At 72.2% G+C, this 24274-nt stretch carries 21 protein-coding genes; 14 read left to right on the top strand and 7 right to left on the bottom strand.

Going from position 1 to position 24274, the window contains the following annotated elements:
* Positions 1-108 precede the first annotated feature (108 nt).
* Positions 109-612, bottom strand: coding sequence for a hypothetical protein (locus AB0B94_RS32680; protein ID WP_357289687.1), 504 nt, complete (start codon positions 610-612; stop codon positions 109-111).
* Between the two features lie 138 nt (positions 613-750).
* Between AB0B94_RS32680 and AB0B94_RS32675 the strand changes: the two genes are divergently transcribed.
* From AB0B94_RS32675 to valS, 9 genes are all read left to right on the top strand, one after another.
* On the top strand, positions 751-1260 hold the full coding sequence (locus AB0B94_RS32675) for a SigE family RNA polymerase sigma factor (RefSeq protein ID WP_357289684.1): 510 nt from the start codon (positions 751-753) through the stop codon (positions 1258-1260).
* Positions 1257-1775, top strand: coding sequence for a hypothetical protein (locus tag AB0B94_RS32670; protein WP_357289681.1), 519 nt, complete (start codon positions 1257-1259; stop codon positions 1773-1775). Before AB0B94_RS32675 ends, AB0B94_RS32670 begins: the two co-directional genes overlap by 4 nt.
* 287 nt (positions 1776-2062) lie before the next feature.
* Entirely contained in the window at positions 2063-3187 is a 1125-nt protein-coding gene (locus AB0B94_RS32665; RefSeq protein WP_357289678.1) for an FAD-dependent oxidoreductase, read from the top strand.
* Positions 3157-3504, top strand: a complete 348-nt coding sequence (locus AB0B94_RS32660) for a hypothetical protein (RefSeq protein WP_357289675.1) — start codon at positions 3157-3159, stop codon at positions 3502-3504. Before AB0B94_RS32665 ends, AB0B94_RS32660 begins: the two co-directional genes overlap by 31 nt.
* Positions 3505-3582: 78 nt before the next feature.
* A complete protein-coding gene (locus AB0B94_RS32655) occupies positions 3583-5067 on the top strand; it encodes an AlkA N-terminal domain-containing protein (protein ID WP_357289671.1) in 1485 nt (494 codons plus the stop codon).
* The gene (locus tag AB0B94_RS32650) at positions 5064-5573 is read left to right on the top strand and encodes a methylated-DNA--[protein]-cysteine S-methyltransferase (RefSeq protein WP_238668309.1); all 510 of its coding nucleotides are present in this window, start codon (positions 5064-5066) and stop codon (positions 5571-5573) included. Before AB0B94_RS32655 ends, AB0B94_RS32650 begins: the two co-directional genes overlap by 4 nt.
* Positions 5574-5610: 37 nt before the next feature.
* On the top strand, positions 5611-7467 hold the full coding sequence (locus AB0B94_RS32645; RefSeq protein ID WP_357289667.1) for an ABC transporter ATP-binding protein: 1857 nt from the start codon (positions 5611-5613) through the stop codon (positions 7465-7467).
* Complete coding sequence (locus AB0B94_RS32640; RefSeq protein WP_357289664.1) at positions 7464-9344, top strand: ABC transporter ATP-binding protein; 1881 nt, start codon at positions 7464-7466, stop codon at positions 9342-9344. Before AB0B94_RS32645 ends, AB0B94_RS32640 begins: the two co-directional genes overlap by 4 nt.
* A 91-nt stretch (positions 9345-9435) precedes the next feature.
* A complete protein-coding gene (gene valS / locus AB0B94_RS32635) occupies positions 9436-12000 on the top strand; it encodes a valine--tRNA ligase (RefSeq protein WP_357289661.1) in 2565 nt (854 codons plus the stop codon).
* Between the two features lie 44 nt (positions 12001-12044).
* On the opposite strand, the gene AB0B94_RS32630 is transcribed toward valS, so the two are convergent.
* From AB0B94_RS32630 to AB0B94_RS32610, 5 genes are all read right to left on the bottom strand, one after another.
* Complete coding sequence (locus AB0B94_RS32630) at positions 12045-12689, bottom strand: hypothetical protein (protein WP_091406529.1); 645 nt, start codon at positions 12687-12689, stop codon at positions 12045-12047.
* Positions 12690-12782: 93 nt separating this feature from the next.
* Entirely contained in the window at positions 12783-13493 is a 711-nt protein-coding gene (locus AB0B94_RS32625) for an ABC transporter permease subunit (protein ID WP_238668314.1), read from the bottom strand.
* Position 13494: 1 nt separating this feature from the next.
* Positions 13495-14406: an ABC transporter ATP-binding protein gene (locus tag AB0B94_RS32620; protein WP_091406310.1), complete on the bottom strand. Its 912-nt coding sequence runs from the start codon at positions 14404-14406 to the stop codon at positions 13495-13497.
* A complete protein-coding gene (locus AB0B94_RS32615; RefSeq protein ID WP_357289654.1) occupies positions 14406-15311 on the bottom strand; it encodes an ABC transporter permease in 906 nt (301 codons plus the stop codon). Before AB0B94_RS32615 ends, AB0B94_RS32620 begins: the two co-directional genes overlap by 1 nt.
* Complete coding sequence (locus AB0B94_RS32610) at positions 15304-16218, bottom strand: ABC transporter ATP-binding protein (protein ID WP_238668316.1); 915 nt, start codon at positions 16216-16218, stop codon at positions 15304-15306. The genes AB0B94_RS32615 and AB0B94_RS32610 overlap by 8 nt, the downstream gene beginning before the upstream one ends.
* Before the next feature lie 238 nt (positions 16219-16456).
* Between AB0B94_RS32610 and AB0B94_RS32605 the strand changes: the two genes are divergently transcribed.
* From AB0B94_RS32605 to galT, 4 genes are all read left to right on the top strand, one after another.
* Positions 16457-17971 carry a glycosyltransferase family 2 protein gene (locus AB0B94_RS32605; protein WP_238668317.1) on the top strand — a complete coding sequence of 505 codons (1515 nt, stop codon included), beginning with the start codon at positions 16457-16459 and terminating at the stop codon, positions 17969-17971.
* Positions 17972-18059: 88 nt separating this feature from the next.
* Positions 18060-19589, top strand: coding sequence for an adenylyl-sulfate kinase (gene cysC / locus AB0B94_RS32600; protein WP_238668318.1), 1530 nt, complete (start codon positions 18060-18062; stop codon positions 19587-19589).
* A gap of 112 nt (positions 19590-19701) precedes the next feature.
* Complete coding sequence (locus tag AB0B94_RS32595) at positions 19702-20526, top strand: DeoR/GlpR family DNA-binding transcription regulator (protein ID WP_357289648.1); 825 nt, start codon at positions 19702-19704, stop codon at positions 20524-20526.
* Positions 20523-21599, top strand: a complete 1077-nt coding sequence (gene galT / locus AB0B94_RS32590; RefSeq protein WP_357289645.1) for a galactose-1-phosphate uridylyltransferase — start codon at positions 20523-20525, stop codon at positions 21597-21599. The genes AB0B94_RS32595 and galT overlap by 4 nt, the downstream gene beginning before the upstream one ends.
* 302 nt (positions 21600-21901) lie before the next feature.
* Here the strand turns inward: galT and AB0B94_RS32585 are convergent, their stop codons facing one another.
* Entirely contained in the window at positions 21902-23119 is a 1218-nt protein-coding gene (locus tag AB0B94_RS32585) for an NADP-dependent isocitrate dehydrogenase (RefSeq protein WP_357289642.1), read from the bottom strand.
* Positions 23120-23256: 137 nt separating this feature from the next.
* Between AB0B94_RS32585 and AB0B94_RS32580 the strand changes: the two genes are divergently transcribed.
* Positions 23257-24063 (top strand): MBL fold metallo-hydrolase, encoded by an 807-nt coding sequence (locus tag AB0B94_RS32580; RefSeq protein ID WP_357289639.1) that lies wholly within the window; start codon positions 23257-23259, stop codon positions 24061-24063.
* Positions 24064-24274: the final 211 nt, after the last annotated feature.

Here is a 24274-nt window from a genome sequence, read left to right as displayed (position 1 = left end):
GGGGGGGGGGGGGGGGCCCCCCTCCCGCCCGCGCCGGTTCGGGGTGGGGGGGGGGGGGGCCCCCCCCCCCCCGGGGGGGGGGGGCCCCCCACCCCGTCAGCCTCACGATCAACTAGCCCGGTCGGGCCGCCGCTGGCGGGGCACCTCGACCTCGGGCCAATGACCCAGGGCCCGACGGTCGACCGGCGGCAGTTGCCCGGCGGCGGCGCGGGGCAGGGTGAACCGGTCGGCGGCGGCCGGCCCGGCGGAGACCGACTCGCGCAGCATCCAACGCACCTCGTCGGCCGTCCAGCCCAGCCCCGGCCGCGCGGCGATCTCGCGGATCAACCGCCGGCCGACGCTCGTGTCGTCGTCGTAGAAGCGCATGCACCAGTGGTGCGTCCACATCCCGAGCGCCCGCAGGCCAGCGTCGTCCAGGGAGCCGGCCAACCGGCCGCAGGCCGTGCCGGGGAAACTCTGCTCGGGGTCGCCCGCCCGGTCCCGTTCGATGGCGCCCACGGCGGCCGGCGCGACGGCTCGCATCCGGCGGTAGAAGGACTGCGCCACCGCGCGGGGCAGCGGCGGGAACGCACCCGGTGTCGACGCCGCCGCCCAACCCGCCACGCTCGTCATCGCCGCACCCCTTCTTCAGTTGGTGGCCGGACGCTACCCGGCACGACCGACACTTTCGGGCCGAAAAACCTCACCGATGGTGGATAGCGACGATGACCTGGGGCGTCTGTATCTGTGACAACGAAACGGGGGTGGTGGGTGGACGAGGACGAGCGCGCGCGGCTGGCCGAGTTCGTCGGCAGTCGGACTCCGGCGCTGATGCGGGTCGCGTACCTGCTGACCGGGGACCGCAACGCCGCCGAGGACCTGTTCCAGTCGGCGTTGGCGCGGACCATCCCGAAGTGGGGAACCATTCGGCACGCCGACCCCGAGGGCTACCTGCGGGTGGTGATGTACCGCGAGCAGATCAGCTGGTGGCGGCGACTCCGCCGGTGGCGGGAGACACCGCTCAACCCGGCCGACGAACCGGTCGGCGGCGACCCCAGCAGCGGCACCGACGTGCGGTTGGCGATGCGGGCCGCGCTACGCCACCTGCCACCGACACAGCGGGCGGTGGTGGTCCTCCGCTACTACGAGGACCTGCCCGAAGCCCGGGTGGCCGAGTTGCTGGGCTGCTCGGTGGGGACCGTACGCAGCCGTACGCACCGAGCGGTGAAACGACTGCGCGACCTGCTGCCGGACGTCGACAGGCTGGAGGTACGGCGATGACCGAACCCTTCGAGCACCTCATCCGCTCCACCCTCACCGACCTGGCCGAGGAGGCACCGATCGTGCATGACCAGTTGAGCCGAGCGGAACGGCGGGTGCGCAACAGACGTCGCGCCACGGTGACGGTGGGGGCGGTGAGCACCCTCGCGGCGATCCTGATCGCCACCCCGCTCGCCCTGGCCGCTACCGGGTCGGACGAGCCTCCCCCGGCCGTGCCCAGCCCGGCCGGACCAGCGGCCGTGCCCAGCCCACCCGTGCCCACCCCGTCCGCGCCCACCACTGTGCCCACGGTCGAGCCCCGCCCCGGTGGCGCGGTCGCGAGTCCGTCGGGCCCGCCCGGCGTGCCGGAACGGCCGACGGTCTCACCGACCCCGTTGACTCCGCCGGGCGTGCCAGGCAAGCCGGGGGCACCGGGTGTGCCGGCCGGGCCGACCGCCTCACCAAGCCCGTCGAGTTCGCTGGGCCCGCCCGGTGTGCCGGGCCGACCGACGGTGTCGCCGACCCCGTTGCGCTGAGCGGGACCGGTCCGGTCGGCGGTTTCCTCGCGTCGGCCGGACCGGCCGTCCCACTGTCATCGCCGGCCCCGGTGGCACCGACACGCCACTGGCCTCCGGAGCCGGAGACGGGCAACCGGTCGGAGATTCCGATCACTCTCTCGCGGCGCTCCCCGGTACCGGGGCGCGTCGCGCCACGGGACGACCGGCGGGCACCGGTCCACCGAATTTGTCGAGGCCGGCATGCCCGCTCATTCTTGGGCCATGACCGATCCCGGACACCCGAGGTGCGGGCCACGGGGGCAACGATGAGCACCGCCATGGCCCGGGTGCCCGACTCCCTCCGGGGGCAGATAGTCACCCCCGGCGACCGCCGGTACGCGCAACTGCGCTCGACATACACCAGGTCGGCGTCACCGGCCGCGGTCCTGCTGCCGAAGACCACCGCGCAGGTGGTCGACGCGTTGCGCTACGCGCGGGAGCAGCGGCTGCCCATCGCGGTCCGCAGCGGCGGGCACGGCCTCTCCGGCGCCTCGTCCAACAACGGCGGGGTGGTCATCGACCTGTCCATGCTCAACCGGGTCCAGGTGATCGACGAGCGGGCCGGGCTGGTCCGGGTCGAGTCCGGCGCGCGCTGGGCGAACGTGGCGAAGGCGCTCGCGCCGTACGGCCTGGTGATCAGCTCGGGTGACTACGGCGGCGTCGGCGTCGGCGGCCTGGCCACCGGTGGTGGTGTGGGCTGGCTGGTCCGCGCCCACGGCCTCACCATCGACCGGGTCCGCGCCGTCGAGGTGGTGCTGGCGGACGGGACGCTGGTACGCGCCGACGCCGACCACGAGCCGGAGCTGTTCTGGCTGGTCCGTGGCGCCGGCGCCGGCGCGGGCATCGTGGTGGCCTTCGAGATCGAGGCGGTCGAGCAGCGCAACGTCGGCGTCGCGCAGCTGGTCGTCGAGGCGCAACCGGACGGTCGCACCGTCCGGGAGTGGACGAGTTACCTGGCCCAGGCGCCACGGGAGCTGTCCGCAGCCGCCGTGGTGTACTCCGAGGGTCGATCGGTCCTCATGTCCATCACGGCCGTGGTCGCCGCCGAGAGCCTGCGCCGGGCCCGGCCGGCGGTGGAACCGCTGCTCGCCATCGGCAAGGTGCTCGAACACCGGACCGACCTGCTGCCCTACCCGACGCTGGTGCCGGCCGCGCACCTCAACCCGAACGTCGGGCAGCAGCGTGGCACTACCACAAACGGTCTGTTCACCACGCTGGACGACGCCGGGGCACGGGCGGTGACGCGAGCGGTGACCGGGCCGGGGCGGGCGGTGGTCCAGCTCCGCTCGTTGGGTGGGGCGGTCAACGACGTCGCTCACGACGCCACCGCGTACCCGCATCGCCACCAGGACACGCCTCGGTGTTTCCGCCGCAGGCCGACGCCGCGTTGAACGCCGCGTGGCGGGCCGCCGGGGCACGCGCCGACGGCGCGTACGTCAACTTCGAGAGCCGACCGGACCCGGCGGCGTTCGCCCGGATCTACCCGGGCGAGACCGGGATCCGGGTCCGGCGGCTGTGGAAGCGGTACGACCCGGACGGTGTGTTCCGATCGGCCCTGCTGACCGGTCAGCCGGACCGCGCCGCGCAGCCGAACCGCGCCGCGCAGCCGAGCCGCGCCGCACAGCCGAACCGCGCCGCACAGCCAAACCGCGCCGCGCAGCCCGGCCGTTCCGGCCAGCCACACCGGCGCCGTCGACGCCCCCGCTGACCCAGCCGCTTCGGGCCCGCACACCCAGGTCCGATTCCCGCCAGCCGATGACCGGCCGCGCGGGGCATCATCGGTGACATGGAGATGGACTTCGAGCGGTGTTACCGGGCCGTGGACAGCCGTGACCAGCGGTTCGACGGCTGGTTCTACACCGGTGTGACGTCCACCGGGATCTACTGCCGGCCGTCCTGCCCGGCGATCACACCGAAGCGGCACAACGTCCGGTTCTTCCCGTCCGCCGCCGCCGCGCAGGGCGCCGGGCTGCGCGCCTGCCGCCGCTGCCGGCCGGACGCCGCGCCCGGCTCACCGCTCTGGGACGTCCGCGCGGACGTGGTCGGTCGGGCGATGCGGCTGATCGCCGACGGGGTCGTCGACAGGGACGGCGTACCGGGGTTGGCCTCCCGGCTCGGCTACACCGAACGGCATCTGCACCGGATGCTGAGCGCCGAGATGGGCGCCGGGCCGCTCGCGCTGGCCCGGGCCCAGCGCGCCCAGACCGCCCGGATCCTGATCGAGACGACCGACCTGGCGATGGCCGAGATCGCGTTCGCCGCCGGCTTCGGCAGCGTGCGGCAGTTCAACGACACGCTTCGCGAGGTGTACGCGAGCGCCCCGTCGGACCTGCGCGCGGCCCGTGGCCGCCAGCAGGCGCCGGCCGGGGCGGGGACCATCGCGCTCCGGCTGGCGTACCGCCCGCCGCTGCACGCCCGGGCGCTGCTGGACTTCCTCGCGGTACGGGCGTTGCCCGGTGTGGAGGCGGTCCACGACGGGACGTACCACAGGGGTCTGCGGTTGCCGCACGGCATCGGCCAGGTGGCGCTGACCCCGACGGACGGGCACGTGGCGGCGACGTTGCGGCTCGCCGACGTGCGCGACCTGGCGCCGGCGGTGGCCCGCTGCCGCCGGTTGCTCGATCTGGACGCGGACCCGGTGGCCATCGACGCCACGCTGGCTGCCGACCCGGCGCTGGCCCCGGCGATCGCCGCCGAACCCGGCATCCGCGTCCCCCGCGCCGTCGACGGCTTCGAGCAGGCCGTCCGCGCCATCATCGGCCAACAGGTCTCGGTCACCTCCGCAAGAACAACCCTCACCCGCCTCCTCACCGCGCACGCTCGCGTTGATCATGAAGTTATTGCCACCGGCGCCGGCGTGTCGGGGCAACAACTTCATGATCAACCGGGCGAGCTGCGGGGGTTTCCGGGGGCGGAGGAGCTCTTGGGCCTGCCGGATTCAGCGTTCGGGATGCCGGTGGGGCGGCGGGAGGCGCTGCGAGGGCTGGCTCGGGCCGTCAGCGACGGGACGGTGGACCTCGCTCCCGGGGTGGATCGGGAGGACGCCGTTCGGCGGCTGCTCGCGCTGCCCGGCATCGGCCCATGGACCGCCAACTACCTGGCCATGCGCGCCTACGGCGACCCGGACGTCCTCCTCAGCTCCGACCTCGCGGTCCGGCGCGGCGCCGCCGCGCTCGGCCTGCCCGACACCCCGCCAACCCTCGACAGGCACGCCGAACGGTGGCGTCCCTGGCGGTCCTACGCCACGATCAGACTCTGGAGAGCGGCATGAACATCGACAGCACCGTACTGAGCACACCGGCCGGCCCACTGAGCATCCTCGCCGGCCCCGACGGTGACGTACTGGCGGCCGGCTTCACAGCGGACCCGGCGGCGCTGCCGCCCCTGATCCACCCGGCCCTGCGGGCACCGCTGCGGGAGCGGGCCGACCTCGGTCCGGTCAGTGCGGCGGTCCACTCCTACCTGGACGGCGACCTCGCCGCCATCGACGCGGTGCCGGTCCGTCAACGCACCGGTGGAGAGTTCATGGCGCACGCCTGGCAGGTGCTGCGCGAGGTGCCGCCCGGCACCCCGGTCACCTACACCGGGTACGCCGCGCTGGCCGGTCGACCACCGGCGGTCCGAGCCGCAGCGGCCGCCTGCGCCCGGAACGCGGCGGCCCTCTTCGTGCCCTGCCACCGGGTCCTTCGCACCGACGGCACGCTCGGTGGCTACCGCTGGGGGCTGGACGTGAAGAAGTGGCTTCTCGGTCATGAGCGGCGCTTGACAACAAGCTGACAGGAACATCGACACTCATTGACGCTACCGTCTGGTAGTGCCTGTGGAGAGCGACGGCGACCCGGCCGCCCGGGCCGCCGCGGGCACCCACCCCGTGCACAACCTCTGGCGGCTGCGCCCCTACCTGCGCCCGTACGCCGCCGAGTTCGCCTGGCTGCTCGTCGCGGGGCTCGCCGGCACCGCGGCGGGGATCGCCGTACCACTTGTCGTGCAGCGGGTCGTGGACGGGCCGGTGGCCCGACACGAACCGGCAGGGCTGCTCCAGCTCGGCGGCCTGGCCCTGCTGCTCGGCGTCGTCGAGGCGGTGCTCATCTTCATCCGCCGGTGGGTGCAGTCGTCCTCGGCGGTGGGCATGGAGGCGGCGCTGCGCGCCGACGTCTACGCCCACCTGCAACGGCTGCCAACCAGCTTCCACGACCGCTGGCAGTCCGGCCAGTTGCTCTCCCGGATCACCAGCGACCTGTCGGTGATCCGCCGCTTCCTCTCCTTCGGCGTCTTCTTCCTGGTGCTCAACCTGACCACGTACGTGGTGGTGGTGCTGCTGCTGATCAACCTGCACCCGGCGCTCGGGGTGCTGATAGCGGCCAGCGCGGTGCCGCTGCTGCTGATCAGTCGCCGGTTCGGCCGGCACTACCACGCCGCGTCCCGCCGGATGCAGGATCAGCAGGGCGACGTGGCGACGCTGGTCGAGGAGACCGCGCAGGGCCTGCGCACCATGAAGGCGTACGGGCGGGGGCCCGAGCTGGCCGCTCGCTTCGCCGGTGCGGCCCAGCGGCTGCACGACACGGGCGTCGGCAAGGGGCGGCTGCTGGCGAACACGTCGGCGCTGCTCGACCTGGTGCCCAACGTGACACTGGGCGTGGTGCTGGCGGCCGGGGCAGCCGCCGTCGCGCACGGCGCGCTCACCATCGGCGAGCTTGTCGCGTTCGTCAGCCTCCAACTGATGCTCATCTGGCCGGTGCAGTCGCTCGGTTGGATCATCGCCAACGGTCAGGAGGCGGCCACCGCCGCCGACCGGATCCAGGAGGTGTTGGACACTCCACCGCAGATAGTGGATTCTCCCGGCGCTGTCGCGTTGACACGTGACGCGGTGCACGGTCGGCTGCGCTTCGAGCGGGTCGGCTTCAGCTACCCGGGTGCCACCACTGGGGTGCTGCGCGAGATCGACCTGACCATCGAGCCGGGCGAGACGCTGGCCCTGGTCGGCGCCACCGGCTCCGGCAAGAGCACGCTGCTCTCCCTGGTGCCCCGGCTGCACGAGGTGACCACCGGCCGGATCACCCTGGACGGGCACGACCTGCGCGAGCTGCGGCTGGCCTCGCTGCGCCGGCTGGTCGGGGTGGCGTTCGAGGAGCCCACACTCTTCTCCATGTCGGTGCGGGAGAACCTCACACTGGGTCGCCCGGACGCCGGTGACGACGAGATCCGCGCAGCCCTCGCGCTGGCCCAGGCCGACTTCGCGTACGACCTGCCGTGGGGGTTGGCGACCCGGGTCGGCGAGCAGGGGTTGTCCCTCTCCGGCGGGCAACGGCAACGGCTCGCGCTGGCGAGGGCCGTGCTCGGCCGACCGGCGGTGCTGGTGCTGGACGACCCGCTCTCCGCTCTCGACGTGCACACCGAGGCCCTCGTCGAAGCGGCGCTACGACGGGTCCTGCGCGACAGCACCGCGCTGCTGGTGGTGCACCGGCCGTCGACGATCGCGCTGGCCGACCGGGTCGCCCTGCTGGAGGACGGACGGATCACCGCGACCGGCCGGCACTCCGACCTGCTGGCCACCGTCCCGGCGTACCGGGCACTGCTCGCCGCCGAGCCGCCCGCCGGGCGTCCACCAACGGCTGGGGCCGGCGACCCCAGTTCGTCCCCTTCGGACGGGTGGGGGCTGGTGCGCTCGTGAGCGTGCCGGAGCAGGCCGACCCACCTCCCGAGGAGGAACCCGAGCTCACCCGCTGGCGCGGAACCGCCACCGACCCGGAGGCCGACCGGAGTCGAGCCGAGGACACCAGCACCGAGGCGGTGGCCCGGCTACGCCGGCTCAGCCGTGCCCTGCTGCGCGACCTGCTCCGCCCGCATCGGAAGCGTCTCGCCGCGGCGGTCGCCCTGCTGCTGGCCCAGAACGCCGCCGCGATGGCCGGCCCGTACCTGGTCATGATCGGCATCGACCGGACCATCGCGCCGTTGCGCGTCGGCGACGCCGGCCCGCTGGTCGCCGTCGCCGGGGCGTTCGCGGTGGCCGCGGTGACCGAGTACGCGGCCCGCCGCGGCTTCCTCACCCTCTCCGCCCGGATCGGCCAGGCCGTCCTGCTCGACCTGCGGCAGCGGGTGTTCGGGCACTTCCTGCGGCTGTCGGTGGGCTTCCACGAGCGGTACACGTCCGGCCGGATGGTCTCCCGGCTCACCAGCGACCTGGACTCGATCGCCGAGCTGGTCGACGGTGGGATCGACAGCCTGGTGCTGGCCGGGCTCTCGATCCTGTCGGTGGCCGCCATCCTGCTCTGGCTGGACCTGCCGCTGGCGGCCGTGACGCTGTTCGCTTTTCCGTTCCTGTTCTGGCTCTCCCGCTGGTTCGCCAGGTCGTCGGCCAGCGCGTACCGACGGACCCGGGACGCGGTCGCGCTGGTCATCGTGCACTTCGTCGAGTCGATGCGGGGCATCCGGGCGGTGCAGGCGTTCCGCCGGGAGCCCCGCAACCAGCGAATCTTCGTGGCGCTCGGCGACGACTACCGGCGGAGCAGCCTGCACGCGTTCCGGCTGATCGCCACGTACTCGCCCGCGATCAAGCTGATCGGCAACGTCACAGTGGCGGTGGTGCTCTGCTACGGCGGCTGGCGGGTGCTGGGCGGGCAGACCGAGATCGGTGTGCTCGCCGCGTTCCTGCTCTACCTGCGCCGCTTCTTCGAGCCGATGCAGGAGCTGAGCCAGTTCTACAACTCGTTGCAGTCGGCCACCGCCGCACTCGAGAAGCTGGCCGGGGTGCTCGACGAACGACCGGCCGTCGCCGAACCGGCCCGGCCCACACCGCTGCCCACCGGTCCCGGCCGTGGGGAATTGGTCTTCTGCGCGGTCGGGTTCGGCTACCGGGCCGACACCCCGATCCTCTGCCGACTGGAGTTGACAGTGCCGGCCGGGCAGACAGTGGCGCTGATCGGCCCCACCGGGGCGGGCAAGTCGACTATCGCGAAGCTGGTCGCCCGGTTCCATGACCCCGACACCGGCACGGTCCGGCTGGACGGGGTCGACCTGCGCGACGTACGCGACGCCGACCTGCGCCGCGCGGTGGTGCTGGTGACGCAGGAGAACCACCTGTTCAGCGGGACCGTCGCGGAGAACATCCGGTTCGGTCGCCCGGGGGCCGACGACGCCGCCGTCCAGGCCGCCGCGCGGGCGATCGGCGCGCACGACTTCATCGCCGCACTACCCGAGGGGTACGCCACCCAGGTGCACCGGCGCGGCGGCCGGCTCTCCGCCGGGCAGCGGCAACTGGTCGCGTTCGCCCGCGCGTTCCTGGCCGACCCGACAGTGCTCATCCTGGACGAGGCGACGTCGTCGCTGGACGTGCCGACGGAACGCCTGGTGCAGCGGGCGCTCGGCACCATCCTGCGCGACCGCACCGCACTGGTGATCGCCCACCGACTCTCCACTGTGGAGACCGCCGACCGGGTGCTCGTCCTCGACGGCGGAACTGTCGTCGAGGACGGCCCACCAGCTGTGCTCGCCGAGGCCGATGGCAGGTACGCCGCCCTGCACCGCCAGTGGCGCGACTCGCTGATCTAGCCGGGCCGCCCCGTCGCGGCCACAACCGCCCGCCGGTGTGTTCCGTCGCAACTACGTCGCCCCGCACCCGGCAGGTGCCTACGATCGCAGGATGACCGACACGGCGAGGACGGCCCGCGCCGGCATTCCCGAGCGTCCGACAGTGGACGGGCTCGAGGAGAGCTGGGCACGCCGCTGGCAGGAGGAAGGCACGTACGCGTTCGACCGCTCGAAGCAGCGGAGCGACGTGTTCTCGATCGACACCCCGCCGCCGACCGTATCGGGCGAGTTGCACATGGGGCACGTCTTCTCGTACACGCACACCGACACCACCGCCCGGTACCAGCGGATGCGCGGCAAGGCGGTCTTCTACCCGATGGGCTGGGACGACAACGGCCTGCCCACCGAGCGTCGGGCGCAGAACGTGTACGGGGTGCGCTGCGATCCGGCGCTACCGTACGACCCGGTGTGGCGGCCACCGGCGGCTCCGGTCGACGACGCGGCCCGCCGCAACCCCACCCCGATCTCCCGGCGCAACTTCATCGAGCTGTGCGAACGGCTGACGGTCACCGACGAGCAGGCCTTCGAGGCGTTGTGGCGGCGGCTCGGGCTCTCGGTGGACTGGTCCCTGACGTACACGACGATCGGCCGGATCGCCCGGACCGCCAGCCAACGGGCGTTCGTCCGCAACCTGCGCCGCGGCGAGGCGTACCAGTCGGAGGCGCCGACCCTCTGGGACGTCGGCTTCGCCACCGCCGTCGCCCAGGCGGAGTTGGAGGACCGGGAGCGCCCCGGCGCCTACCACCGGCTGCGGTTCACCGCGGCCGGCGGGCGTGAGGTGCTCATCGACACCACCCGGCCGGAGCTGCTGCCGGCCTGTGTGGCGCTGGTCTGTCACCCCGACGACGAGCGGTACGCCGACCTGGTGGGCGGCACCGTGCGCAGCCCGCTGTTCGACGTCGAGGTGCCGGTGTACGCCCATCCCCTCGCCGAACCCGGCAAGGGCACCGGCGTCGCGATGGTCTGCACCTTCGGTGACCTGACCGACGTGACCTGGTGGCGTGAGCTGGGGTTGGACACCCGGGTGGTGATCGGCCGGGACGGTCGGTTGCTCCCCGAGCCGCCGCACGGGGTGCCGACCCAGCCGTACGCGGCGCTGGCCGGGCAGACCGTCAACGGCGCCCGCCGGGAGATCGTCGGGATGCTTGCCGACACCGGTGACCTGATCGGCGAGCCGCGCCCGATCACCCACCCGGTCAAGTTCTACGAACGCGGCGATCGCCCACTGGAGATCGTCTCGACTCGACAGTGGTATCTGCGCAACGGCGGCCGGGACGAGGCGCTGCGAGCCACGCTGCTGGGCAGGGGCGAGCAGCTGCACTGGGTGCCGGCGCACATGAAACACCGCTACGACAACTGGGTGGGCGGCCTCAACGGGGACTGGCTGGTCAGCCGTCAACGCTTCTTCGGCGTGCCGGTGCCTGTGTGGTACCGGCTCGACGACACTGGCGAGCCGGACTGGTCCCACCCTCTCACGCCGGACGAGTCGGCGCTGCCGGTCGATCCATCCAGCGATCCGGCACCCGGTTACGACGAGTCGCAACGCGGCCGACCGGGCGGCTTCATCGGCGACCCGGACGTGCTGGACACCTGGGCCACGTCCTCGGTGACCCCGCAGATCGTCGGTGGCTGGGAGACCGACCCGGACCTGTTCGCCAGGGTCTTCCCGATGGACCTGCGCCCGCAGGGGCAGGAGATCATCCGGACCTGGCTCTTCGACAGCGTGGTCCGTTCGCACTTCGAGCACGGGGTGCTGCCCTGGCGGGACACGGTGCTCTCGGGTTGGATCCTCGACCCGGACCACAAGAAGATGGCCAAGTCCAAGGGGAACGTGGTCACCCCGCTGGCCCTGTTGGAGCAGCACGGCTCGGACGCGGTGCGCTACTGGGCGGCCAGCGGCAAACCCGGCATGGACCTGGCCTTCGACCCGGCGCAGATCAAGGTCGGCCGGCGACTGGCCACCAAACTGCTCAACGCGTCCAAGTTCGCGCTCGGGCTGGGCGCGGCGGACGCGCTGCGCGCCCCGGCGACCGCACCACTGGACCGGGCCATGCTGGCCGAGCTGGCAACAGTGGTCACCGCAGCGAGCACCGCCTTCGACTCGTACGACCACACGGCGGCGTTGCAGGCCACCGAGGCGTTCTTCTGGCGGTTCTGCGACGACTACATCGAGCTGGTCAAGGAGCGGGCCTACGGCACCGGCGCGGCGGCCGACTCCGCACGGGCCGCGCTGGCCTCGGCGCTGTCGGTGCAGCTGCGGTTGTTCGCCCCGGTGCTGCCGTACGTGACCGAGGAGGTCTGGTCGTGGTGGCGGTACGGCTCGGTGCACCAGGCGCCGTGGCCCACCACCTACGAGGTGGCCCGCACGATCGAGGGCTCGGGTGAGCCGGCGCTGCTGCGGCTCGCCGGTGACGCGTTGAGCCAGGTGCGACGGGCCAAGTCGGAGCGGAAGCTGTCGATGAAGGCGGAGGTGCCGTTGGCGGAGGCGCTCGGCCCGGCGGCGCTGCTGGAGCAGCTCACGCTGGTCGCCGACGATCTACGGGCGGCCGGCCGGATCGGCAAACTCGACCTGCTCCCGGACCGTACCCCGGAGTTGGTCATCGCCTGCGCCTTCTGACCCTGGTCCGCCGCCGCCTGATCGGGCGGCGGCGGACCAACGGGTCACCAACCGCGCAGGAAACGCAGCCCGAGCAGGAACGCGATCACGGCGGGCCCCACCAGCAGGGTGATCGCCTGGAGGCGGTACGGCATCCGGTGTCGGGTCAACTCGCCCGCGTTGCCCAGCACGATGGCCCCGGCCAGCATCAGGAACGCGCCCCACCAACCGGTCTCCAGGTGGATCAGGTCCACCCGGATCAGTTGCAGGGTCAGGCCGAGGAGCGCTCCGGTCAGCGCGAGCAGGGCCACCGCCCGGTGCAGGCCCCGGGCCAGCGGGTGGGCCGCGCGCCAGCCGTAGGTGCCGGCCACCGCCAGGCAGGGCAGCACCACCATGAGCGGCCAGCCTCGCCCCATCACGCCGAACATCAGCAGCGCGCCGACGGCGAACACCATCGTGCCGACGCAGGCGAGCATGTACCCGGCGAAGGCCCGGCCGCCGCCGCGAGCCAGCAACGGCCCACCGCTGGCCGCGATCAACGCGGCCGGGATCAGGATGAACACCGCCCACCAGTGGAACTGGCCGCTGCCCTGAGCCGCAGTGGCGACAGTGGCACAGGCCAGCCCGGCGACGGCCAGGCTGGTCAGCCACGGCCGGCTGCTCCGGGAGTATGGCTCAGCCAACGACGTCCGCTCCGCTTCGACGCTCACGCCCACCAGCCTGGCCCGAGGTGGCCCGGCTGGTCCATCCGGCCAGCCCTACCGCCACGCGGGGGCTGGCCGGAACGGCGTCTCGCACCGCTGTCAGCTCGTCTCGCCAGCCACGCTGAACGAGCGCAGGCGGTCGATGGCGAGCACTGTGAAGCCGACGCTGACCAGCGCGGTCATCACCGACGCCACCGGCACCGACACGCTCGTCTCCAGCAGCCCGGTGGGGGCGATCCGGTCGGCGAGGGCGATCACGTACTGCTGGATGGAGAGCACCTTGGTGCCGCTGACGAAGTTGCCCAGCAGCCCCTCCCAGATCAGCACGTAGACCAGCCCGAGCAGCACCGGCCGCCTGGTGACCAGGCTGAGCGCGAGGAACAACGCCGAGTACGCGAGCGCGCCGAGCGCCGCCGCGACCGCCAGCGCCAGCCCGAGGCGTACCGAATCGGCGAGCACGCCCGCGACGTAGAGCGGCACCGCGACGGTGGCCGCGCTGACCCCGGCGGCCACCGCGAGCTTCGGCAGCACGATCTGCCAGCGCGGCAGCGGCTTGGTCAGGATGTGCACCACGGTGCCGTCGTCGATCTCGGCGCCCAACACGCCCGTCCCGATGATCAGCGCAACCACCGGCAGCACCACGGCCAGCCCCAGACCGACAAGCACCGGCGGCCCCCACTCGCCCGGGTCCACCCCCAGCGAACGGCAGAGCACGGCCAGCCCGAGCAGCACCAACGGCAGCGGTAGCAGCAGCAGGAACCGACGTCGGCCGAACAACCCGCGCGCGGTGATCCAGGTAACTGTCGACATGTCAGGCCTCCACCAGGTAGGAGAAGACGCTCTCCAGGGACTCGTCGGACGGCACCAGCTGGCGTACCCGGATGCCTTTGTTCAGCGCGATCCGGGGCAGCGCCCGGGTGAACGCGCCGTAGTCACCGGCCCGCACTGTCAAGCCGGTCGGGTCCAACTCGACCCCACTCACCGACGCCTCCGCGATCAGCGCGACGGCCAGCGCCCGGTCGTCGGTGGAGCGCACCGCGAAGACGTGCGGGCGGTTGGTCATCAACCGGCGGATGGTCCGGAAGTCGCCGGAGGCGGCCAACCGGCCGGCCACCATCACCTGCACCGTTCCGGAGACCTGTTCGACCTCCTCCAGGATGTGCGAGCTGAACAGGATCGTCCGGCCGGCGTCACCCAGGGTGTGCAGCAGCTGCATCATGTGCAGCCGCTGGCGCGGGTCCATGCCGTTGAACGGCTCGTCGAGCAGCAGCACCTGCGGGTCGTGCACCAGCGCGGCGGCCACCCGGGCACGCTGGCGCATGCCCTTCGAGTAGGTGCCGATCCGGCGGTCCTGCGCCGACTCCAGCTCCACCAGGTCGATCGCCCGTCGGGCCGCGGCCGCCGGGTCGGGCAGTCGGTGCAGCTTCGCGCTGGCCAGCACGAACTCGTACGCGGTGAGGAAACCCTGCACCGCCTCCCGTTCGCTGACCAGCCCCAGCCGCCGGTAGACGTCGGGGTTGCGCCAGGTCGGCTCGTCGTCGAGGGTGACAGTGCCGCGCGACGGGGCGAGGAACCCGGCCATCATGTGCAGCAGGGTGGTCTTGCCGGCGCCGTTCGGGCCGAGCAGCCCGGTCACGCCAGGCCCCAGGGCCATGCTGATGTCGTTGACCGCGACCACGTTGCCGTACCACCGGGACACCCCGGTCAGGCTCAGCGTGCTCATCAGGAGGCGACCTTCCGGTAGCGGGCCAGCAGGAGGGCCGTCGCGCCGACGACCAACAGCACCGCGGCCAGGGCGTAGACCGGGCCGAACCCGCCGATCATCATCTCGCCCGGATCGCCCTCGACCAGCAGGTCACCCAGCGACCAGATGCCCACCCCCTGCACCAGCGTGGAGGGCGAGGCGAGCCCGGCCAGCTCGTTGGCGGCGCGCGACGGCAGGATGCTCAGCACCCCGACGATCGGGGTGGTCATCAGGAAGACCGCCACCACCCCACCGGCGGCGAAGGCACGCTTGCCGGTCAGCGAGGCGACCAGCAGCCCGACCGAGGCGAAGACCACAGCCCACAGCCCGGCGTAGAGCAGCCCGGGCAGCAGGTCGAGCAGCTCGTTCCACACCCCGCGCATGCCCTGCTTGGTGGTGAAGGCGGCACCCAGGAACATCAGCAGCTGCGGCCCGCCGAGCAACAGCCAGAGGGCGGTGACCAACGCCAGCAGCTTGGCCAGCGCGTAGTCGGAGCGCGGCAGCGGCCGGGAGAAGTACAGCGGCAGCACACCGCTGCGCAGGTCCCGGGAGACCAGCTCCGGAGCGACGACCGCGACGAAGAAGATGACAAGCCAGCTCATCGCGTCGGCGAACTGGGCGTACGTGGCGACCGGCTCGCCGATCTGGCTGCGTACCGCGGCCAGGGCCACCGCGACCAGGGCGACGATGCCGACCACCAGCCACGGGAAGATCTTGGCCTTGGCGCTGCGCCCGAGACCGAACGCGGTTCGCAGACCGTGCAGGTAGAGCGCGCCGAAGACCTGCCGGCGGCCGAGCCTCGGGCCTTCGTAGCGTTGGTAGCCGATGTCGTGGATGACGCCTGTCGGCGTGGCGCGCACGGCGGTGGTGGACGGCTCAGGCATGAGTGAGCTCCCTCGTGGCGAAGAGTTCGGCCACCCGGTGCCGGCGCTGGTCGAGTCGGTGCAGTGGCAGGTCCAGTTCGGCGACCGCACCGAGGATCAGGTCGTAGGTGTCGTCGTCGGCGAGCGGCACGAGCAGCAGTCGCCCGTCCCGGGCGACAGGCAGTTTCAGCTCGGCGAGCCGGGCGGCGAGTTCCTCGGTGCCCTCGCTGACCTCCACGGCGAGCACGTCGGTGGCAGAGGTCATCGCGGAGATGTTGTCGGCGCGCAGCAACCGGCCGCCGTCGATGGCGATCAGCGTGTCGCAGATCCGCTCCACCTCGCCGAGCAGGTGCGAACAGACCAGCACGGAGATGCCGAACTCGGTGCCGATCCGGTGTACCAGGGCCAGCATGGCGTCGCGGCCGGCCGGGTCGAGGCCGTTCGTCGGTTCGTCCAGCAACAGCAGGTCGGGGTCGTGCACCAGCGCCTGGGCCAGCTTGACGCGCTGCTTCATGCCGGTCGAGTAGCCGCCGACCGGGCGATAGCGCTCCTCGTAGAGCCCCACGTGCCGCAACGCCTCCGAGGCCCGCTCGCGGGCCGCGGTGCGGGGCAGCCCGCTCATCCGACCGAGGTGGGTGACCAGTTCGGCGGCGGACAGGTCCGGTGGGAGGCAGTCGTGTTCCGGCATGTAGCCGACCCGGCTGCGGACAGCCGCCGGGTCTGCGGTCGGGTCGATGCCGAGCACCGAGACCTGACCGCTGGTCGGTGCGATCAGGCCGAGCAGAATCTTGATCAAGGTGGATTTGCCGGCGCCGTTCGCGCCCACCAGGCCGATGATCCCGGGCTCGACGGCGACGGTGAGGTCGGCCAACGCGGTGACCCGACCTCCGTACGTCTTGGTGAGCGACTGGGTCGCGATCAGTGTCACGCGCCCAGCGTAGGGAGTCGATGCCCAGCAGGGACACCGGCACGCCCCCGGCACTCCCCTGATCCTTTTCCGCCGGACCCCTAAGGTCCCCCGCTGCGGCTCCCGCGACGTTTCCGCCGGTCCCGCACTCGACCCGACCCCGCCTTGGGAAAGACCCGTCCAAGGTGACACCATTCACCTCCCGTTCACCAGGCCTCGACCCGCCCGGTGATCGACCGACGACGCGGGAGGGATCCTGATGGCCGAGGTGGGCGTCCCCAAGGTGAGCGTCGTGGTGCCGGCGTACAACTGCGGTCCACACATCGAGAAGCTCGCTGCCTCGCTGCTGCGCCAGTCACTGCCCGCCGACGAGTTCGAAGCCATCTTCGTCGACGACGGCTCGACCGACGGCACCGCGAAGCGGCTGGACCGGCTGGCCGCGGAGCACCCGCACATCAGGGTGCTGCACATCGAGAACTCCGGCTGGCCGTCGCGGCCGCGCAACCTCGGCGTCGAGCACGCCCGCGGCGAGTACGTCTTCTTCGCCGACGACGACGACTGGTTCGCCGACGAGGCACTGGAGCGGCTCTACGCCTGCGCGAAGGCGAACGACGCCGACATCGTGGTGGGGAAGATGGCCGGGTACGGACGCCCCGTGCCGCGGGAGCTGTTCCGCAAGAACCGCTTCGACGCCACCCTCGGCAACTCCCCCCTTGTCGACAGCCTGACCTGTCACAAGTTGTTCCGGCGGTCGTTCCTCAACGAGCATGATCTGCGGTTCCCGGAGGGCGGCAAGCGTCGGCTGGAGGACCACTCGATGGTCATCCGGGCCTACTTCCTGTCCCGGCGCACCTCAGTGTTGTCCGACTACGTCTGCTACCACCACGTCCAGCGCGGCGACGCGCGCAACGTCACAGCGGGCGAGCTGGACCCGGCGAGCTACTTCGCCAGCGTGCGGGAGGCGCTGGACGTGGTGGACGCCAACACCGAGCCGGGCCCGCTGCGGGACCGGCTGCACCGGCGCTGGATGCGCAACGAGATGCTCAGCCGGCTACGCGGCAAGCGGCTGCTGAACGCCCCCGAGGCGTGGCTGGAGCAGGTCGCGCTGGAGATCCAGAAGATCATCCAGGACCGCTTCGCTCCGGGCGTCGCCGGTGGTCTGCCGCCCCTGCTGCGAGCCGTGGCGTACCTGGCCGAGCAGGGGCGCGTCGCGGACCTGCGCAGGCTTGCCCGCTGGGAGGCGGGCATCGCCGCACACGGCACTGTCGATGAATTCCAACGTGTCGACCACGCCGTCACGGTGACCGTCGCCGCCGAGCTGCGCGCCGCGGACCAGCCGGTCGGGTTCCGCGCCGACGATGGCCGCGACGTGCTGATGCTTCCGATGGAGGAGGTCACCCCCGAGGTGCTCGACGCCACCGCGCAGGTGCGCAAGGCCCGCCTGGACCTGGTGGCCCGCCACCGGGAGACCGGCGCCGAGATCTTCATTCCGAACACTTTCCAGACCGAGCGGATCACCGGTACGACCGGAGCGGACACCGTCCACCTGGTGCACCGGGCCACCGCCACCATCGACTTCGCCGCCCTCAACGGCGGCCGGACCAGGGGCAGCTGGCAGCTCAAAGCCCGGATCACCAACGTGGGCTGGACCGAGGACGCGCGACTGCCGCTGGTGTTCATCTGCCGTGCCGACGGCTCGCGACCCCGGATCCGCGACGAGCGGAAGGTGTGGAACCGGGTGCGGTCCGCGGTAGGCCGACGGATCAAGCGCTGATCCGCCCGCGGGGGTCTTGGAGTGGCGCCCTCGACCGATGGGCGGTCGGCTGCGAAACTGTGTGCCGGTCAGCGAGTGGGGGGTGTGGATGAGCAACGGCTGGGTGCTGCCCGACGAGGTGCTACGGGACGCACCGGCGTACACGCCACGTCCCGGTGAGCTCGCGGATCTGGAGCTGCTGCTGACCGGCGCGTACGCCCCTCTGACCGGTTTCATGACCCGCGCCGACCTGGTCTCGGTCAGCCGACGCGGCCGGCTGGCCGACGGCACACCGTGGCAGGTCGCTGTCGTGCTCCAGGTGCCGGCCGCCCTGGCGCAGAGCTTCGATCCGCGCGACCCGGCCCGCCGGGCGCTCGTGCTGACCGACGGGGAGGGCGCACCGACGGCCGCCCTGGACGTGGCCGACGTCTGGCCGGTCCGCGAGGGCGTGGCGGGAGTGGGCGGCCAGGTTCGGCGGCTGGGCGACGGGGGGCACGGTCCGTTCCAGCGACTGCGGCGTAACCCGGAGGAGGTCCGGGCGCTGCTGCCCCCGGGCCGGGTGCTCGGGGTGATCGCCGACCGGCCGCTGCATCGTCCACAGCTCGCCCAGATCGCTCACGCCGCCCGCACCCTGGCCGCTCACCTGCTCGTGATGATCCCGGTCGGCGAGGGCGGCGCAGACGGGCTTCCGCCGGAGGCGCTGGTCCGTACGATCTTCGCCGCGCGGGACCGGATGCCACCCGCCACCCTGGTCGCGGTGCCGCTGTCGCACCGACGCGAGGAGATCAGCGACGCGCTGCTGCGCGCCCGGGTCTCGGCCGCGTACGGGGTCACCCATCTGCTCTCCACCGGGGAGATGCTCTCCGGCGCCGGGCTGCGGGTGCTGGTGCCGCGCGAACTCGCCTACGACAATCGGGACGGGCAGTGGCGTTGGCGGGAGGACATCCCACCGCGCAACCGCCGGCTCGCGCTGACCCAGCCGGAGATCGACGACCTGCTCGACCGGGGTTTCCCGCTGCCGGAGTGGCACACCCCGCCCGCTGTGGCACGGGAGTTGGCCCGGGCCCGACCACCGCGTCGGCAGCGCGGGCTGGTGGTCTTCCTGACCGGCCTCTCCGGCTCCGGCAAGTCGACGATCGCCCGAGGGCTGGCGGACGCGTTACGGGAGAGCGGCGACCGCACGGTGACCCTGCTCGACGGGGACGTGGTGCGCCGGGAACTCTCCGCCGGGCTCGGCTTCAGCAAGACCGACCGGGATCTCAACGTCCGGCGGATCGGCTGGGTTGCCGCCGAGATCGCCCGGCACCGTGGGGTGGGCATCTGCTGTCCGATCGCCCCGTACGCGGCGGCCCGGGCCACCGCCCGGGAGATGGCCCTCGCCGCCGGATCGGGTTTTGTGCTGGTGCACGTGGCCACGCCACTGGAGGTGTGCGAGCGGCGGGACCGCAAGGGCCTGTACGCGCGAGCGCGGGCCGGCCTGCTCACCGGGATGACCGGCATCGACGACCCGTACGAGGAGCCGACCGACGCCGATCTCGTGCTCGACACCACCGACCTGAGCGTGGCGGACGCGGTGCAGGCAGTGCTGCACCATCTGACCGAGACCGGCTGGGTGGAGCTGAAGATCGCCACCGCCTGAGGCATCGCCGTACCCGTTCCTTCCACAGCTGAGCGGCACGCGCTAGTGTTCATCTTTGTTGGAACACGTTTGACCGCGTGAGGGTACGTGGAGGCTCGGGGAGGCACGGCGGATGCTCGCTCAGCAGCGGCAGGCTGCCATCCTGGAGCGGGTCCGCTCGACCGGCGGCGTCCGGGTCAGCGAGTTGGCAACCGAGTTCGGTGTGTCCGACATGACCATCCGGCGTGACCTCGATGCGCTGCACGAGCGCGGCCTGCTGGCCAAGGTGCACGGCGGCGCCACCACGACCGGGCCAAGCTCGACCGACGAGCCGGGCTTCCGCGCCAAGTCGGTCCGCCAACTGCCGGAGAAGGCCGCCATCGCCGACCGGGCCGCTCAGCTGGTCCGCCCGGGAGCGGCGGTCGCCCTCTCCGCCGGCACCACCACGGCCGAGCTGGCCCGCCGGCTGGTGGACGTGCCCGAGCTGACAGTGGTGACCAACTCGCTGCCGGTGGCCGAGATCATGCACGCCGGTGGCCGCCCGGACCAGACGGTGGTGCTGACCGGCGGCGTCCGCACACCGTCGGACGCGCTGGTCGGGCCGCTCGCGGTCGGGGCCGTCCGGTCGCTGCACCTGGATCTGCTCTTCCTGGGCGTCCACGGCATCACCGAGCGGGCCGGCTTCACCACCCCGAACCTGATGGAGGCGGAGACCGATCGGGCGCTCGTGGCGGCGGCGGACCAGCTGGTGGTGCTCGCCGACCACACCAAGTGGGGCACTGTCGGCATCTCCTCGATCGTCGGGTTGGCGGCGGCGCACGTACTGGTCAGCGACGACCTGTTGCCTCCACCCGCACGACGGGTACTCGGCGAACACGTGGGCGAATTGATCATGGTGAAGGCAACAGGGGCGGGCCGCGTGACGCGCACGCCGACAACTGAGGGGACGGCGCCGTGAAGCGCACCGCGATCAACCTGGCCGACGGCCGGGAGCTGATCTACTTCGACGAGCGCGACGACGCGGTCCGCGACCAGCCGGACCGCCGGGACCTGCCGCCACCTCCCCCCGCGTCGCAGCTGCGCTACGACCCGTTGACCGACGAGTGGGTGGCGGTCGCCGTGCACCGGCAGACCCGCACCTTCCTCCCGCCGGCGAACGAGTGCCCGCTCGACCCGTCGGTGGGCGACCGGCTGACCGAGATCCCCGCACCCGACTACGACGTGGTGGTCTTCGAGAACCGGTTCCCGTCGCTGAGCGGTCGGGTGGCCGAGGAGCCCGGGGAGATCACCCCGTTCACACCGGTCCGGCCGGGCCTCGGCCGGTGCGAGGTGGTCTGCTTCACGTCGGATCACAACGCCTCCTTCGCCAGCCTGCCGCCGCGCCGGGTCCGCACAGTGCTGGACGCCCTCGCCGACCGGACCGAGGTGCTCGGCGCGCTGCCCGGCGTCGAGCAGATCTTCTGCTTCGAGAACCGGGGCGTCGAGATCGGTGTCACGCTGCACCATCCGCACGGCCAGATCTACGCGTACCCCTTCGTGACGCCGCGCACCCGCGCGCTGCTGGCCGCGGCGCGCCGGCACGCCGAGCGGACCGGCGGGAGCAACCTGTACGCGGACGTGCTGGCCGCCGAGCGCGCCACCGGCGACCGGGTGGTCACCGAGAACGAACACTGGACGGCGTTCGTCCCGGCGGCCGCCCGCTGGCCGTTTGAGGTGCACGTCGCACCGCACCGCGTGGTGCCGGACATCCCGGCGCTCAGCGACAGCGAGCGGGACGCCTTCGGGTCGCTCTACCTGGATCTACTGCGCCGCTTCGACGGCCTGTTCGACATGCCGATGCCGTACATCTCGGCCTGGCACCAGGCTCCCGTGCGGGTCGACCGCGAACTGGGCCACCTGCACCTACAGCTGTTCAGCATCCGACGGGCCAAGGACAAGCTGAAATACCTGGCGGGCTCCGAATCCGGGATGGGCGTCTTCATCAACGACATCTCCCCGGAACGCGCCGCCGACCTGCTGCGCGCCGCCTGAGCAACCCCGCTGCGCGCACGGCCTGAACGTGGCGGGAGACAGGGCGCGGGGGGCCCGGGACAGGGCCCCCCGCAGGGAAGGGACGGCTGGCTGTGCACGGCACAGCCGGGAAGGCTGGCTGATCGGCGCACGGGTGCCGCGGGTCGACCGTGGTCAACCTTCCTGGACGCGACTGGCATCTCGTCCATCCTGGTCAACGAGGCGCGCCGGCCGCAGTGACGCCGATCGGCGCGGCGGCGCTTGACACGCCGAAGCCCGCCGGCTGAGGTGCCGGCGGGCTCCGATGACGCGGTACGCCTGGATCAGGCAGCGATCTTGCGGGCCAGGTTCTCGTCGAGCGCGTTCATGAACTCGTCGGTGGTCAGCCACGGGGCGTCGCGCGAGATGAGCAGCGCGAGGTCCTTGGTCATCTGGCCACCCTCGACGGTGTCGACGATGACCTGCTCCAGGGTGTTGGCGAACTCGGTGACCGCCGGGGTGCCGTCCAGCTTGCCCCGGTGGGCCAGGCCCCGGGTCCAGGCGTAGATCGACGCGATCGGGTTCGTCGAGGTCTTCTCGCCCTTCTGGTACTGCCGGTAGTGCCGGGTGACAGTGCCGTGCGCGGCCTCGGCCTCGACGGTCCGGCCGTCCGGGGAGAGCAGGACGGAGGTCATCAGACCCAGCGAGCCGAAGCCCTGCGCGACGGTGTCGGACTGCACGTCACCGTCGTAGTTCTTGCAGGCCCAGACGTAGCCGCCCTCCCACTTGAGCGCGGCGGCGACCATGTCGTCGATGAGCCGGTGCTCGTAGGTGATGCCAGCGGCGGCGAACTTGGCCTTGAACTCGGTCTCGAACACCTCGGCGAAGATGTCCTTGAACCGACCGTCGTACGCCTTGAGGATGGTGTTCTTGGTGGACAGGTAGACCGGGTAGTTGCGGTCCAGCCCGTACCGGAAAGACGCCCGGGCGAAGTCCCGGATCGACTCGTCGTAGTTGTACATGCCCATGGCGATGCCGCCGCCGGGGAAGTTGGCGACCTCCATCTCCATCGGCGCGCCGCCGTCGGCCGGGGTGTAGGTGATGGTCACCGTGCCCGGGCCGGGGACGACGAAGTCGGTGGCCTTGTACTGGTCACCGTGGGCGTGCCGGCCGATGATGATCGGCTTGGTCCAGCCGGGGACCAGCCGCGGCACGTTGGACATGATGATCGGCTCACGGAAGACGACGCCGCCGAGGATGTTGCGGATGGTGCCGTTGGGCGACCGCCACATCTTCTTCAGGCCGAACTCCTCGACCCGGGCCTCGTCCGGGGTGATGGTCGCGCACTTGACGCCGACGCCGTGCTCCTTGATGGCGTTGGCGGCGTCGATCGTGACCTGGTCGTCGGTCTCGTCGCGGTGCTGGATCGACAGGTCGTAGTAGTGCAGGTCGACGTCGAGGTAGGGCAGGATCAGCTGCTCCCGGATCTGCTTCCAGATGATCCGGGTCATCTCGTCGCCGTCGAGTTCTACGACCGGGTTGTTTACCTTGATCTTCGCCATCGGCCGGCGCTCCTCTCGGGGGACACGTGCTCAAGCAGTACGAGCGTACTGCAATTGGGCCGGCAGCCCCCAGCCGGCCTCGACCGGCCGGCGGAACCGGGCTGCGCGGAACAGGAATGCCCTGGAATCATCGTCCGATGCCACTGAACCGCACCCTCGGGTCTATCACGGTCACCGCGCTCACCGACGGTGAGGGTGCCTTCTTCCAGCCTCGCGCGGAAGCGTTTCCGCAGGCCACAGCGGCGCACTGGGCGGAGGCGGACCGGCGTGACCCCGGTTCGGTGACCGCCGACGGGCAGTGGTGGCTGCCGTTCCGCAGCTTCGCGATCCGCGCCGGCGACGGGCCTGTCACGCTTGTCGACGCTGGGATCGGCCCGGCCGACGCACCCGCCGCGAGCTGGGCGCCCGTGCCCGGGCGACTGCCCGCCGAGCTGGCCGCAGCGGGCATCGACCCCGCCGATGTCGACACTGTCGTCCTGACCCACCTGCACAGCGACCACATCGGCTGGGCGGTCACCGGCACGCCCGGGCGGCCGTACTTCCCGAACGCGAGCTACCTGCTGCAGCGCGCCGAACTCGACGCGGCGGAGACGCTCAACCCCGGGCTCCCGGCCGGCCTCATCGCGCCCCTGCGCGCCGCCGGCCAGCTCCGGGTGGTCGACGGCGAGACCGCCCTCACCCCAGCGGTACGTCTGCTGCCCACCCCGGGCCACACGCCCGGTCACCAGTGCGTGCTCCTGAGCGCGGCCGACGAACGGATGCTGCTCACCGGGGACCTGCTGGTGCACATGGTGCAACTCGTCGAACCCGACCTGGCGTACGCCCACGAGGAAGACCCGGAACTCGCCCGCACCTCCCGGCTGACCGCCCTGCGTACCCACTCCCCCACCGTCCTGGCCACCCCGCACCTCGGCATCCCCTTCACCCCCCACCAGCCCACGTAGGTCTCCCGCACCCCCACCTGGTGGATCAAGAGGTTTGCGTCACCGCAGGCGCGATCCCTGACGCAAACCTCTTGATCACGCGGGTCGGGTCGGGGCGGGGGCCGGGCGGGGGCGGGGCGGGGCCGGGGGGGGGGGGAGGCTGCGGTGCCCCGATGGAGACCGCCTGCGGCCCGCTGACCACCGCCTGGGTGGCTGCGGCGACCCGGCCGAC

The organism is Micromonospora sp. NPDC048986, from assembly GCF_040649335.1.
Taxonomy (GTDB): domain Bacteria; phylum Actinomycetota; class Actinomycetes; order Mycobacteriales; family Micromonosporaceae; genus Micromonospora; species Micromonospora alfalfae.
This window is presented reverse-complemented; position numbering and strand designations above follow the sequence as displayed.

Coding starts and splice junctions, on each gene's coding strand:
- AB0B94_RS32650 (WP_238668309.1), top strand. CDS start 5,064: ATGAACATCGACAGCACCGTACTGAGCACACCGGCCGGCCCACTGAGC.
- AB0B94_RS32615 (WP_357289654.1), bottom strand. CDS start 15,311: ATGCCTGAGCCGTCCACCACCGCCGTGCGCGCCACGCCGACAGGCGTC.
- AB0B94_RS32625 (WP_238668314.1), bottom strand. CDS start 13,493: ATGTCGACAGTTACCTGGATCACCGCGCGCGGGTTGTTCGGCCGACGT.
- valS (WP_357289661.1), top strand. CDS start 9,436: ATGACCGACACGGCGAGGACGGCCCGCGCCGGCATTCCCGAGCGTCCG.
- AB0B94_RS32620 (WP_091406310.1), bottom strand. CDS start 14,406: ATGAGCACGCTGAGCCTGACCGGGGTGTCCCGGTGGTACGGCAACGTG.
- AB0B94_RS32585 (WP_357289642.1), bottom strand. CDS start 23,119: ATGGCGAAGATCAAGGTAAACAACCCGGTCGTAGAACTCGACGGCGAC.
- AB0B94_RS32670 (WP_357289681.1), top strand. CDS start 1,257: ATGACCGAACCCTTCGAGCACCTCATCCGCTCCACCCTCACCGACCTG.
- AB0B94_RS32665 (WP_357289678.1), top strand. CDS start 2,063: ATGAGCACCGCCATGGCCCGGGTGCCCGACTCCCTCCGGGGGCAGATA.
- AB0B94_RS32595 (WP_357289648.1), top strand. CDS start 19,702: ATGCTCGCTCAGCAGCGGCAGGCTGCCATCCTGGAGCGGGTCCGCTCG.
- cysC (WP_238668318.1), top strand. CDS start 18,060: ATGAGCAACGGCTGGGTGCTGCCCGACGAGGTGCTACGGGACGCACCG.
- AB0B94_RS32580 (WP_357289639.1), top strand. CDS start 23,257: ATGCCACTGAACCGCACCCTCGGGTCTATCACGGTCACCGCGCTCACC.
- AB0B94_RS32605 (WP_238668317.1), top strand. CDS start 16,457: ATGGCCGAGGTGGGCGTCCCCAAGGTGAGCGTCGTGGTGCCGGCGTAC.
- AB0B94_RS32680 (WP_357289687.1), bottom strand. CDS start 612: ATGACGAGCGTGGCGGGTTGGGCGGCGGCGTCGACACCGGGTGCGTTC.
- AB0B94_RS32655 (WP_357289671.1), top strand. CDS start 3,583: ATGGAGATGGACTTCGAGCGGTGTTACCGGGCCGTGGACAGCCGTGAC.